This is a genomic window from Streptomyces sp. NPDC028991 (assembly GCF_055564775.1).
The window spans coordinates 146,594-159,222 of sequence record NZ_JBVHVP010000001.1 but is presented as its reverse complement, the minus strand read 5'-3'; the positions used below and the strand labels follow the sequence as shown (position 1 = coordinate 159,222).

At 72.3% G+C, this 12,629-nt stretch carries 13 protein-coding genes; 7 read left to right on the top strand and 6 right to left on the bottom strand.

Going from position 1 to position 12,629, the window contains the following annotated elements:
* Positions 1-14: 14 nt before the first annotated feature.
* On the bottom strand, positions 15-503 hold the full coding sequence (locus ACZ4V1_RS00665) for a hypothetical protein (RefSeq protein WP_468327669.1): 489 nt from the start codon (positions 501-503) through the stop codon (positions 15-17).
* A 311-nt stretch (positions 504-814) separates the two neighbouring features.
* Entirely contained in the window at positions 815-1,642 is an 828-nt protein-coding gene (locus ACZ4V1_RS00660; protein WP_468327667.1) for an SAM-dependent methyltransferase, read from the bottom strand.
* Between the two features lie 209 nt (positions 1,643-1,851).
* Here ACZ4V1_RS00660 and ACZ4V1_RS00655 point away from each other — a divergent pair, with 209 nt between their 5' ends.
* From ACZ4V1_RS00655 to ACZ4V1_RS00625, 7 genes are all read left to right on the top strand, one after another.
* A complete protein-coding gene (locus ACZ4V1_RS00655; RefSeq protein ID WP_468327665.1) occupies positions 1,852-2,538 on the top strand; it encodes a pentapeptide repeat-containing protein in 687 nt (228 codons plus the stop codon).
* Between the two features lie 488 nt (positions 2,539-3,026).
* Positions 3,027-4,700, top strand: coding sequence for an ATP-binding protein (locus ACZ4V1_RS00650; protein ID WP_468327663.1), 1,674 nt, complete (start codon positions 3,027-3,029; stop codon positions 4,698-4,700).
* 2 nt (positions 4,701-4,702) lie between these two features.
* Positions 4,703-5,125, top strand: coding sequence for a roadblock/LC7 domain-containing protein (locus tag ACZ4V1_RS00645; protein ID WP_055417129.1), 423 nt, complete (start codon positions 4,703-4,705; stop codon positions 5,123-5,125).
* Entirely contained in the window at positions 5,122-5,475 is a 354-nt protein-coding gene (locus ACZ4V1_RS00640) for a DUF742 domain-containing protein (RefSeq protein WP_468327660.1), read from the top strand. Before ACZ4V1_RS00645 ends, ACZ4V1_RS00640 begins: the two co-directional genes overlap by 4 nt.
* The gene (locus ACZ4V1_RS00635) at positions 5,453-6,082 is read left to right on the top strand and encodes a GTP-binding protein (protein ID WP_468327658.1); all 630 of its coding nucleotides are present in this window, start codon (positions 5,453-5,455) and stop codon (positions 6,080-6,082) included. The genes ACZ4V1_RS00640 and ACZ4V1_RS00635 overlap by 23 nt, the downstream gene beginning before the upstream one ends.
* Positions 6,079-7,317 carry a cytochrome P450 gene (locus ACZ4V1_RS00630; protein WP_468327656.1) on the top strand — a complete coding sequence of 413 codons (1,239 nt, stop codon included), beginning with the start codon at positions 6,079-6,081 and terminating at the stop codon, positions 7,315-7,317. Before ACZ4V1_RS00635 ends, ACZ4V1_RS00630 begins: the two co-directional genes overlap by 4 nt.
* A gap of 11 nt (positions 7,318-7,328) precedes the next feature.
* Positions 7,329-8,555 (top strand): cytochrome P450 family protein, encoded by a 1,227-nt coding sequence (locus ACZ4V1_RS00625; protein WP_468327654.1) that lies wholly within the window; start codon positions 7,329-7,331, stop codon positions 8,553-8,555.
* Between the two features lie 58 nt (positions 8,556-8,613).
* On the opposite strand, the gene ACZ4V1_RS00620 is transcribed toward ACZ4V1_RS00625, so the two are convergent.
* From ACZ4V1_RS00620 to ACZ4V1_RS00605, 4 genes are all read right to left on the bottom strand, one after another.
* The gene (locus tag ACZ4V1_RS00620; RefSeq protein WP_468327652.1) at positions 8,614-9,087 is read right to left on the bottom strand and encodes a carboxymuconolactone decarboxylase family protein; all 474 of its coding nucleotides are present in this window, start codon (positions 9,085-9,087) and stop codon (positions 8,614-8,616) included.
* Between the two features lie 230 nt (positions 9,088-9,317).
* Positions 9,318-10,205, bottom strand: coding sequence for an alpha/beta fold hydrolase (locus ACZ4V1_RS00615; RefSeq protein WP_468327650.1), 888 nt, complete (start codon positions 10,203-10,205; stop codon positions 9,318-9,320).
* A gap of 376 nt (positions 10,206-10,581) precedes the next feature.
* Positions 10,582-10,941: a VOC family protein gene (locus tag ACZ4V1_RS00610; protein ID WP_468327648.1), complete on the bottom strand. Its 360-nt coding sequence runs from the start codon at positions 10,939-10,941 to the stop codon at positions 10,582-10,584.
* A gap of 159 nt (positions 10,942-11,100) precedes the next feature.
* Positions 11,101-12,591, bottom strand: coding sequence for an MFS transporter (locus ACZ4V1_RS00605; protein ID WP_468327646.1), 1,491 nt, complete (start codon positions 12,589-12,591; stop codon positions 11,101-11,103).
* Between the last annotated feature and the right edge of the window lie 38 nt (positions 12,592-12,629).

Below are 12,629 nucleotides of genomic sequence, written 5' to 3'. Positions count from 1 at the left end.
GGCGGACGGCGGCTTCACCACGTCACCGTCAGCGAGCCTCCGACCGGCAGCGCGTGCCAGCGGTCCGCGTAGTCGTCGAAGCGGGACACGATCCGGTCGACGACAGGGGGGATCTCCACGGCCGTCACGTACGCCGGCAGCTCGCGCGCGTGCCCCCGCCGTACCTCCCACACGGGTACGGCGATGCCCGCCAGCTCCTCCGACCTGGCCATGTCGGCACTCGCCCCGGGAGACGGCCGGGTTGGCTTCGTCTTGCGGCGCCGGGCGGCCCTGGCACGCTCCGCGGGGTCGGCGGGCCAGAACATGCCGTTGTCGCCGGCGGCCAGCCGTCCGTAGACGCCGAGCTCGATGCCCGCCTCGGCCTCGACGAGGAAGTGCACCAGGTCGTGGGGAAGATAGGGATGGCCGCCGGGGCCGTTGCGCGGGGCGAGCGCGGCACCGGTCTCACGGTGCACCGCGATGTCGTAACTCGTCCCTGGGCCCTTGGTGAACACGACGTGCATGCCTGGCACGGTAAGTCGGCGTGCCAGGCATCCGCATCTTGTTTTCCGGCGCCGTGGCGGGACGGTCGGGGTGCCTCCTGCGATGACGTGTCACCCGGGGGACGGGCGGCGCCCGTCGGTCGGCGGGTGGCTGGGCGCGGCCATGGCGGCTCTGGCGGGGCCGGCCACCGTCCTGCCCGCCCTCCGTCGCCACCGCGTCCCCGCCGGCACCGGCACCGGCCCCGCGCCACTCGCCAAGCTCGCGTCCACGGCAGGTCAGACCGGAAGCCGTCGTACGCCTGGAGCCTGACCGGCCGGATCCGCCCCCCGCCTCACGGCTTGCGCCCCACTCCGCAGTAGGCGTCGACGGGAGCGGCGGCCGAGTCGGCCGGGGCGTCCGGATCCGGGCGCCAGGAGGGCACCCGGGTGATGCCGGGCTCGACCAGGTCGAGTCCTTCGAAGAGGCCGGCGATCTCCTCGACGCTGCGTACGTAGTACGGCGTCGCGCCACTGGCGTTGTACGCGTTCGACGCGGCGATCATGCCCTCGCTCGTGGCCGTGCTGTCGCTGATCACCAGGTAGCTGCCCGACGGGAGGCCTGCCATCAGGCGGCGCACCAGGTCGCGTGCCTGGTCGTAGTCGGCTACGTGGCCGAGGGTGTTGAGGATGATCAGGGCGATCGGGCGGGAGAAGTCGAGGGTCCCGTCGGCGGCCTCCAGGACGGTGTCGGGGGCGTAGAGGTCGGCGTCCAGGTAGGCGGTCCTGCCCTCGGGGGAGCTGGTGAGCAGCGCGTTGGCATGGGTCAGCACGATCGGGTCGTTGTCGACGTACACGATGCGGGCGTCGGGAGCGACGCGCTGGGCCACTTCGTGGGTGTTGTCGGCGGTGGGGAGGCCGGTGCCGATGTCCAGGAACTGCCGGACGCCCTGCTCCCGGATCAGGTGGCGGACGGCGCGGCCCAGGAAGAGCCGGCTGGTGAGTGCCACGTCGACGAGGCCGGGGAAGATCTCCTTGATCTGGTCCCCGATCTCCCGGTCGACCTCGTAGTTGTCCTTGCCGCCGACGAAGTAGTTCCAGAAGCGGGCCGAGTGCGGTGTGGCGGTGTCGATCCGGGCCCGTATCTCCGCGCTGGCCGCGAGCTGGGAGTTGGTGTCCGACACGGCAGAGTCTCCTAGGGGTGGGTTGGCGTGGGCTGATCAGGATCGGGATCAGGACACCAACCTAGTGCGGACGCTGCCTGTGCGGGGTGTGAAAACCTGTCCGGGCGCGGGCAGTTGGCGGACGGGTTGGTGGCTCGCCCCTGCCTGGGGGGCGGCAGCGAGGCCTTCGATGCTGGGGGATTGAGATGTTCGGTCGGCGGATCGGCCCATTGGCCCTGTGGCCGTGGATCAGACCGGGCAAGAAGCTGGTCTCCGCGGACCTGCGTGGAGCCTGGCTGCACGGGGCGCGGTTGCGCGGGGCCAACCTGCGACTGGCCCGCATGCGAAGGGCCCACCTGTCCTGGGCGGACCTGTCGGATGCGAAGTTGGACGGCGCCCACTTGTACGAAGCGAGGCTCCGGCGCGCGAATCTGCGGGGCTCGTTCCTGACCGGCACGTTCCTGCAGGGCGCGGACCTCACGAACGCGCGGTTGGCGGGCGCCGACCTGACGGGGGCCGACCTCTCGCGCGCGAGGCTGGTGGGCGCGGACCTGCGAGGCGCGAACCTCTTGCGGGCGAACCTGTTCCAGGCGGATCTGACCGGAGCCGACCTGTCCGGTGCCAGCCTGCGCGGCGCGACCCTGTTCAGCACGCACATCCAGGTCGCGGACATGAGGGGCGCGGACCTGAGCGGCGCCTCCCTGGACTACCTGGGGTCGCGCATCGTGACCCTCTTCGAGACGCACGCCCGCACGGGCATCCTCATGTCGCTGCGCTGGTCGTCCAGCACACGCTGGCCGGGATCGTGGAGTGCCGAGAGGATTCGCGAGTACTCGGAGGAGACCGCGCCGGGCGACTGGCCCGTGACGCGCGGGGGCGGCGAGCCCGGCCCGCCCGGCTGCCAAGCGAGTGACTGAAGCGTCTGGCCGATGACGGCCGACCCGCTTACCAGCGCGCCACCCGCACGGCCAACGCCCTTTTCAGCCATAGGTGTCCGGCTGCCATCCGGGCATATTTCGCGTCAAACCCCAGATGGTTCCGGCTCGCAGTCACGAGGCTGACACGAGGTGTTAGCACAAACGGTATGGTCCCTTCCCGTACGTCGAACGCCGGTCGTGGATACAGGAGTTCGAGGCGGTGCGGGGTGCGCGGTCCTGTTCCGTTCCGAGTCCGCGTCGTCGTCGGCCCCCTGCTCGTACCGGCCCTCGCGTGTTCCTTGGAGATCCATGTCGTGCGCCCTCGCCGCCGCCGGGCCGTTCCGGCCTGCCGCGGTCCGCACGCGTCGCCGCACATCGCCGCACGCGTCGCCGCACGCATCGCCGCACGCGCCCCCACCGCCTTCCCCGGCCCCTCCGCGCCTCGGCCCACTTCCCCACACCGACGGCTCCCGATCCGTGAGGACCTGATGACTGAACTGATAGTGACCGCCACCGCCGTGCTGGCGGTGGCCGCAGTCGGGGCCGCGTGGTACTTCCGGCGCAAAAGCGTCCAGGCCCGGAGCCGGGCCGAGCTGCTGCGCGAGCACGCCGACCGGCTCACCCTGCAACTCGTCGCGGCCGAGCAGTGCGTGGGGCACCTCGCGGCCACCGTGATTCCGGCGGCGGTGAAGGGCGGGCAGGGCGGACACGGCGGTGAGGGCGCCGAGGGCGGGCTGCACGTACCGGCGCCGCTCGAGGGGACACCGCTCGCCGAGCGGCTGCGTGCCGTGCCCGGCGCGGTGGCCTCGGCGGTGGGGGACGTACTGGCCCAGGAGCGGGCGGCCGCCGACCGGGCCGCGGCCCACGCCACCGACCAGGTGCGGCAGGACACGGAGCGGCGGATCGCCCAGGTGCGGCAGGAGTCCGTCGGCGTGGCCCGGGCCGCCGTGCGCGGCTTCGCCAACAACGTCGTGGCCCGGTCGGCGAGGCTGGGCCGGGCCGTCAGCCAGGGCGTACGGCGGCACATCTCGGACGAGGCGTACGCGACGCTGGTGGAGATCGACCACCTCGCGCAGCAGATGCTGCTCACGGCGTCGGGGTACTCCGTACTCGCCGGGGACAAGCTGTCCCGGCGCTGGCCCGCCACCTCGCTGACCGACATCGTGCGTGCGGCCATGGGCCGGATCGAGGGGTACGAGCGGATCAAGCACCCCGAGATGGGCTCCGTGGTGGTCGAAGGCCGTGCGGTGGAGGCGGTCGTGCACGCGCTCGCCGTACTGCTGGACAACGCGCTGCGTTACTCGCCGCCCGCCGCCAGTGTCCACGTCTCGCTGGAGCAGGGGCACCACGCCTGCTTCCTGATCGTGGACGACGCCGGACTGCGCATGGACGACGAACGGCTGCTGTGGGCCAGCGACGTGATGTCCGGCGAGCAGCGCGACGACATCACCCGCCTGGGCGCCCACCCCCAGACCGGGCTGCGCGTGGCGTCCCTGCTGGCGGAGAACTACGGCTTCCGCGTCGAGCTGACCGCGCCGAACATCTACCAGGGAACCCGGGCCATGGTCGTCCTGCCGAAGAACCTGCTCGTCGACCCGGCGGCGGCCCAGCCGGTGTCCCGGCCGGTGACCACGCCGTCCGTCGCGCCCCTCGCCCCGCCGGTGGCCGCCCCCGGCCCCGCGGTCGGCGCCACCCCCGCGCCGACGGGCTCCGCCGCCGGCCCCGTGTCGCCGGCCCCGTCGGCCGTTCCCGCGACCGCTCCCGCGACCGCTCCCGCGACCGCTCCCGCCGCGGAGCCCCCCGTCCCCGGGGCCGAGCCGGCCGCTCCGCACTCCGGCGCCGTGACCACGGGCGTGTCCGCAGCCGCCGCGGCCACGCCCACGGCCACCACCGCCAGCGGTCTGACCGTCCGCCGACGCTCCACCGCGCCCGCCGCCGCGCGTCGCCCCGCGGCCCCCGACGACACCGGGCCCGGCCGTCCCGCCGTCGCCGCGGCCTGGGCGGCCGGCACCCGCCGCGGCCGGGAGGAGGAGCCCTCACCGGCCTCCACCGACCCCGGCCCAGTCCCCGGTCCCGGTCCCGGTCCCGGACGGACGACCGGGCCCACCGCCGACGCCACCCACGACGCCGCTCACGACGCCGCTCACGACGAAGGAAACTGATCGTGCAAGACACACACACCAACAGCCTGGGCTGGCTGCTCGACCAGGAACTCGGCAGCGTCGAAGGCGTCCGGTACGCCGTACTGATGAGCAGTGACGGGCTGCTGAAGGCCCGCACCGCGACCATCGGCCAGGACGACGGGGAGAAGTTCGCCGCGCTGACGGCGGCACTGCGCGCGGCGGGCAAGGCCTGGGACGAGTTCACCGGCGGTGCGGGAATGCGCCAACTGCTGATCGAGTCGGTCGGCTGCATCGGCCTGACGACCACCGCCGCGAAGAACACCATGCTGTCGGTGTGCACGACCGGGCCGGACGCGGACGTCGGGCTGATCTCCCACCACATGGTGCGGCTCGCCACCCGGGTGGGGCACGAACTGGTCACCGAGGAGCGCGTACCGGTCGCGGAAGGCGGCTCGCCGGCATGACGGGGCCGCGGCGTGACCCCGACATGGTCAGGCCCTACGTCCGCACCGGGGGTCAGGTCAGCGCTCGTGCCGACGTGCGCCTGGAGAGCGTGGTCATCGCCGCGACCGGCCCCACGGACACCCTCCCACCGGACGCCCGCCGGGTGATGCGGCTGTTCGCCGGGGCCCAGGGCGGCCTGGCCGTCGCCGACATCGCCGCCGCGCTGGAGCTGCCGCCCTCCACGGTGCGCATCCTCGTCTCCTCGCTGATGGACTCCGGCCACCTGACCAGCCCGGTCGCCGCCACCGACGACCAGCCCGACTTCGACCTGCTGCAGGAGGTGCTCCGTGGACTTCGCTCCATGGTCTGACCGGTCCGACCCGTCCGTCACCTACGTCCCGGCCACGGTGACGCGGTCGGCCAAGATCGTGGTCGCGGGGGGCTTCGGCGTCGGCAAGACGACACTCATCGGCAGCGTCTCCGAAGTACGGCCGCTGCGGATGGAGGAGCCGATCACGCAGGCCAGCGACGGTGTGGACGACCTGCGCGGAACCCCGCACAAGACGACGACCACCGTGGCGATGGACTTCGGCCGCATCCACATGGCCGGCGGCCGGATCGCGCTGTATCTGTTCGGGCTGCCGGGGCAGTCCCGATTCCAGCCGCTGTGGGAGGACCTGGCCCACGGCGCCCTCGGCTGTCTCGTCCTGGCCGACACCCGCGACCTCGACGCCTCCCACGACGCCCTCGGGCTGCTGGACGGCGCGGGCATTCCGTACGCCGTCGCCATCAACACCTTTCCCGGCGCCCCCGCTTACCCCGAGGCCGAACTGCGCGAGGCGCTGGCCCTCGAACCCGCCACGCCTCTGACGTACTGCGACGCCCGCGACCGCGCGTCCTCCCTGCACGCCCTGATCACGCTCACGGAGTACCTCTCCGAGCACCGCTCAGCCGCCCTCCTGGAGTCCCGCCGATGACGTTGCCTTCCGCCGAGCCCGCACCGGCCGGCCCGCCGGGGCCGGGCCGGGTCGCCCTGTACGCCCCGGAGTTCGCCGCCGACCCGCACGCCGCCTACCGGCGCATGCGGCGCACCCACGGTCCGCTCGTCCCCGTCGATCTGGCACCCGGGGTGCCCGCGACCCTGGTGATCGGCTACTACCAGGCCCGCCGCATCCTCAACGACCCGCTGCGCTTCCCGGCCGATCCGCGCGCGTGGGAGAAGCTGATCCCGGCGACCTGCCCGGTGCGGCCGATGATGGAGTGGCGGCCCAACGCGCTGCGCTCGGGCGGTGCCGAGCACGCCCGCTACCGAGCGGCGAACACCCAGGCCATCGACCGGGTCGACCAGCACGGACTGCGGGCCCTGGTCGAGGAGGTCGCCTCCGGCGCCATCGACGAGTTCCGCGCCGTTGGCTCGGCGGACCTGCTCACCCAGTACTCGTTCCCCATCGCCTTCCGGGTGCTGAGCGCGCTGCTCGGCTGCCCCGACGAGATCGGGCAGCGCATCGCCGACGGCATGGCGAAGATCTTCGACACCACCAACGCCGAGCAGGGCAACCGGATCCTCGCCCAGGCCGTGTCCGACCTCGTGACCCTGCGCCGGCTCCACCCCGGCGACGACATCACGTCCCGGCTGGCCCTCCACCCCGCCGAGCTGAGCGACGAGGAGATGGGCCATCAGCTCGTCACGCTCTACGGCGCCGGGATCGAGCCCCTGACCAACCTGATCAGCAACACGATCCTGAAGATCCTCACCGACGAGGAGTTCTCCGCGGACCTGCACGCCGGCCTGTCCACGGTGCGCGACGCGCTGGACGCCGTCCTCTACACCGACCCGCCGATGGCGAACTACTGCATCTCGTATCCCCCGTACCCCGTCGACGTGGAGGGGGTGCTGCTCCCGGCCGACCAGCCGGTCGTGATCTCGATGGCGGCGGCGAACAACGACCCCGCCCTCAGGGACGGTGTGCCCGAGGGCCACCACACCGGCAACCGCGCCCACCTGGCCTGGAGCATCGGCCCGCACTCCTGCCCCGCCCGCTCGCACGCCTACCTCATCGCCGAGACCGCGGTCACCCATCTCCTGGACGCGCTGCCGGAGACCGACCTCGCCCGTCCCCTCACCGAGCTGACGTGGCGCCCCGGCCCGTTCCACCGCGCCCTGGAATCCCTGCCCGTCACCTTCCCCGCCGCCCACCCAGCCGCACACTAAGGAGCCAGGTCATGGCGACCCAGCAGCCCGCCCTCGTCCTCGACCCCACCGGCGCCGGTCACCACGCCGAGCACCGCGCCCTACGGGAGGGCGGCCCGGCCACACGGGTGGACGTCCTCGGTGTCCAGGCCTGGTCGGTCAGCGACCCCGTCCTCCTCAAACAATTGCTCACCAGCCCCGATGTCTCCAAAGACGCCCGGGCGCACTGGCCCGCCTTCGGCGAGGTGGTCGGCACCTGGCCGCTCGCCCTGTGGGTGGCGGTGGAGAACATGTTCACCGCGTACGGGCCGGGCCACCGCAAGCTGCGCCGGCTGGTGGCGCCCGCCTTCAGCGCCCGTCGCATCGCCGCGATGCGGCCGGCCGTCGAGGAGACGGTGACCCGGCTCGTCGACCGGCTCGCGGGCCTCCCCGCCGGAGAGCCGGTCGATCTGCGGCAGGAGCTGGCCTACCCGCTGCCCATCGCGGTGATCGGTCACCTCATGGGGGTGCCCGAGGACCGGCGGGAGGGCTTCCGGGCCCTCGTGGACGGTGTCTTCGACACCACGCTGAGCCAGGCCGAGGCGCAGACCAACACCGCCCGCCTGTACGAGGTCCTGGACCAGCTCATCGCCACCAAGCGCGCCACCCCGGGCGACGACATGACGTCGCTGCTCATCGCCGCGCGGGACGACGAGGGGGACGGCGACCGCCTCTCCCCGGCGGAACTGCGCGACACCCTGCTGCTGATGATCAGCGCCGGTTACGAGACCACCGTCAACGTCATCGACCAGGCTACGCACACCCTGCTGACCCGTCCCGACCAGCTCGAACTGGTCCGCAAGGGCGCGGTCACCTGGGCGGACGTCGTCGAGGAGACGCTGCGTCACGAACCGGCGGTCAAGCATCTGCCGCTCCGGTTCGCGGTCACGGACATCCCGCTGCCGGACGGGCGGACCATCGCCCGCGGGGAGGCCATCCTCGCCTCGTACGCCGCCGCCAACCGCCACCCGGACTGGCACGAGGACGCCGACACCTTCGACGCGACACGCACGGTCAAGGAGCATCTCGCGTTCGGCCACGGCGTCCACTTCTGCCTGGGCGCGCCGCTGGCCCGCATGGAGGTGACGCTCGCGCTGGAGAGCCTGTTCGGCCGCTTCCCGGACATCCGCCTCGCCGATCCGGCGGAGGAACTGCCGCCCGTGCCCTCGCTGATCAGCAACGGCCACCAGCGGCTCCCGGTCCTGCTGCACGCCGGCTGAACGGGGGGCCGGCTCGCCCGTCGATCGGGCGAGCCGTCCTCCGGGTGGTCGTGGCGCGTCAGCCGAACATGCCCGGCTCGTAGTCGCCCGCCGGGTTCCGGAGGATGACGTTCAGGCGGTTGTACGTGTTGATCATGGCGATCAGGCCGACCAGGGCGGCGAGCTGGTCCTCGTCGTAGTGCTTCGCCGCCTCGGCCCACGCCTCGTCGGTGACGCCCCCGGCGGAGTCGGCGATGCGGGTGCCCTGCTCGGTCAGCTCCAGGGCGGCGCGCTCGGCGTCGGTGAACACCTTGGCCTCCCGCCACGCCGCGATCAGGTTGAGGCGCAGCGCGGTCTCCCCCGCCTTCGCCGCGTCCTTCGTGTGCATGTCGAGGCAGAACCCGCAGCCGTTGATCTGGCTGGCACGGATCTTCACCAACTCCTGGGTCGCGGCCGGCAGCGACGAGTCCGTCACGACCTTGCCCGCCGAGTTGATGTGCCGCACGAGCTTGCCCGCGATCGGGTTGGCGAACATGTTGAGACGAGCTTCCATGGTGGGTTCCTCCGTCGTGGACCGTCATGATCCGTCGTGGACCGTCGTGATCCGTCGTGGACCGTCGTGATCCGGTCTGGACCGTCGTGGTCCATCGTGATCCGTCTTGCTTGGTCGTCGGTCGTCCGCCCTTGGAGCGTCGGTCGTTCGTCCTCGGGCGTACACAGTTACGACGGAGCGCGGAGGTGGGATGTGACAGGCCCCCGGGGCGCACGGATGTGACCTGCGTCTCAGGCGCGGGTGTGCCGGGTGGCTCGGGACAGGAGCCGGCGCAGGGCCGCCGTCACCTCGGCCGGGCGCTCGTCCATCACCCAGTGGCCGGTGCCGTCCAGCATCGTCAGCTCGGCACCGGGCACGGCCTCGGCCAGCTCCGTCGCGATCGTCGGGCGCAGGTACGGGTCCGCGCGGCCCCAGACGACCGCCGTGGGGCAGGCGATCTCGTGAAGGCGGCGGCGCAGTTCCGGGCGGGGCGGGGTGCGGTAGTCGCCGAAGTAGTGGAGCAGCCAGCGGCGGCCCTCCGGCGTGTCCATCCAGTCGACGTAGCCGTTCAGGACGCCGGTGTCGAGGTGTCCTGCGCGGACCAGCGGGGCGAAGGACCGGCGGTGGAGGGCGGCGTAGGGCAGGCGCATGCCCGCCGGTCGGAGCGCGGGGGCCCGGCCGGCGAGGCTGATCAGGCTGAAGACCGCGTACCAGGGGCGGGTGAAGGTGGAGTGGGCGCGGCTGTTGAGGACGGCCAGCCGGCGCACCCGCTCGGGGTGGGTCTCGGCGAAGCCGACGGACAGGAAGCCGCCGTAGTCGTGGCCGACCAGGTTGACCGAGTCCAGCTCGAGTGCGTCCAGCAGCCGGCCGAGCCGGCCGACCTCGGTGTCGTAGTCGAAGGGGAGGTGAAGGGGGCGGTCGGACTCGCCCCAGCCGAGGAGGTCCGGGGCGATGACCCGGTGCCGGTCCGACAGGGGTGGGACCTGATGACGCCAGCAGTGGTGGTTGGCGGGATAGCCGTGCAGGAGGAGGACCGGCTCGGCGTCGGGTGGCCCCGATTCCCAGCAGGCCACCCGGGCGCCGTCTACCATGACCGACCGGGCCCGAGGCCGGTCCGTGCCCGTGCTCCGCGTACTCATCGGCTTCCCGCTTCCTCGTTGCGTCCGCTCTTCGCTTTCCCCTCGCCTAACTCAGCGGGTACCCGGAAGTGTCGCGAGAGCGCCCGTTGTTCGGCCGATGGAGGGGCACGCCGTCCTTCGGCGCGGCGCGGCGCGGAGCGGCGCTCACCCCGGCGCGTGCGCCGTGCACGGCGCGGATTGGCCTCGGCCGCGCAGTCGTCACGGCCGCGCAGTCGTCACGGCTGCGCAGTCGTCACGGCTGCGCAGTCGTCACGGCTGCGCAGTCGTCACGGCTGCGCAGTCGTCGCGGCCACGGGGGTCGGCATGGCCGCGGTGGTCGGCATGGCAGGAAACGGCGGGAGACGGACATGGCGAAGGTTCCCAGCGCCCGCCGGCCCTAGGTCAGGTGGGTGAGTACGTTCACCACCCGCCCGTTCGGGTCCCGTACGAAGAAACGCCGTACGCCCCACTCCTCGTCCCGCGGCTCCCGTACGATCTCCGCGCCCGCCGCGGACAGCCGCGCGTACACCGCGTCGACGTCCTCGACCTCCACGCTCAGGTCGGGGACGAGGGGCGCGGTGCGTTCCTCGGTGAACAGGCTGATCTGGGCGGTGGGGTTGGCCGGGGAGGCAAGGGTCGTCACCCAGCCCATGTCCATGACCTCCTCGAAGCCCAGCAGGCCGTAGAAGTCACGGCTCGTACGCATCCGCTCCTCGTGCGCGACCTGGATGTTGGGGACGATCCGGCGGATGGTCATCGGGCGGCTCCTCGCGGTCGGCCGGTCTGGTGGCAGGGCGGGGCGGGGCGTACGCATCAACGCTACGCGCCCGCCGGGCCGGAGCCCGGCGTTCCCGCCCGGCCCACCGCCCACCCCGGCCCACCGCCCACCCCGGCCCACCGCCCACCCGGCTCGCCCCTAGCCGGCCGAATCCGCCGCCCGCGCCGTCGACAGCGGCTCCGCGATGTCCTCCAGCGAGCGGCGTTCCGCCTTCACCGCCAGGAACGCGGCCACCAGGCCGGCCGCGCACATCAGCCCGGCGCCGATCTGGAAGGCCAGGACCGTGTCGCCGACCACGCCGGACTCGGTGAGGTTGGCGAAGAGCAGCGGTCCGCTGATACCGCCGGCGGCGGTGCCGAGGGCGTAGAAGAAGGCGATGGCCATGGCGCGGGTCTCCATGGGGAAGACCTCGGAGACGGTCAGGTACGCGCTGGAGGCGCCCGCCGACGCGAAGAACAGCACCACGCACCAGCACGCCGTCATCGTCGCGGCCGTGAGCGATCCCCGGTCGAAGAGGTACGCCGTGCCGAAGAGCAGGAGGCCGGAGAGCAGGTACGTGCCCGAGATCATGATGCGGCGGCCGACCGTGTCGAAGAGCGTGCCGAGGAGCAGCGGGCCGCAGAAGTTGCCGGCGGCGATGACGGCGAAGTAGTAGCCGGTGCTGCCGGTCGGCACGTCGAAGAAGGTGATGAGGATGGTGCCGAAGCCGAAGGTGATGGCGTTGTAGAGGAAGGCCTGGCCGATGAAGAGGGAGAGGCCGAGGACCGCGCGGCGCGGGTAGCGGCGGAAGACGGTCTTGGCGATCAGGCCGAAGCCGACGCTCTTGCGCTGGTGGATGGTGATCTCACCGGCCGGCGGCGGCAGCTTCTCGCCCTTCTCCTTCTCGATCTCCCGTTCGACGGACGACACGAGGGTGTCGGCCTTCTCACCGTGGCCGTGGATGAACTGCCAGCGCGGGCTCTCCGGGACGTGCCGTCGTACGAGCAGGATGACCAGGCCGAAGACCACGCCGAGGGCGAAGCTGAGCCGCCAGCCGAGGTCCTTGGGGAAGATGTCGGTGTCCAGCATCACGATGGACAGCAGGGCGCCGCCGATCGCGCCGAGCCAGTAGCTGCCGTTGATGATGAGGTCGACCCGCCCCCGGTACCGGGACGGGATCAGCTCGTCGATCGCGGAGTTGATCGCCGCGTACTCGCCGCCGATGCCGAAGCCGGTGAGGAAGCGGAAGAGGAAGAACCACCAGGACTCGAAGGAGAGCGCGGTCAGCGCGGTCGCCGCCAGATAGACGGCCAGCGTCAGCATGAACAGCTTCTTGCGGCCGTAACGGTCGGTCAGCCAGCCGAAGAACAGGGCCCCGGAGCAGGCGCCCGCCACGTAGAGGGCGGCGGCGAGTCCGGTGATCTGGGCCGAGCTGATGTCGAGGCCGCTGCCTTCCTCGGCGATGCGGCCGGCCACGTTGCCGACGATCGTGACTTCCAGGCCGTCCAGGATCCAGACGGTGCCCAGGCCGATCACGATCATCCAGTGCCATCGTGACCAGGGCAGCCGGTCCAGGCGGGCGGGGACGGCCGTGGTGACGGTGCCGGTGGGGGCAGGTGCCGGGGCTGACGACGACGAGTCTGCTGTCATGGCTCCCTCTCCGTCGGGCGAACGCCTCACGTGTGCCC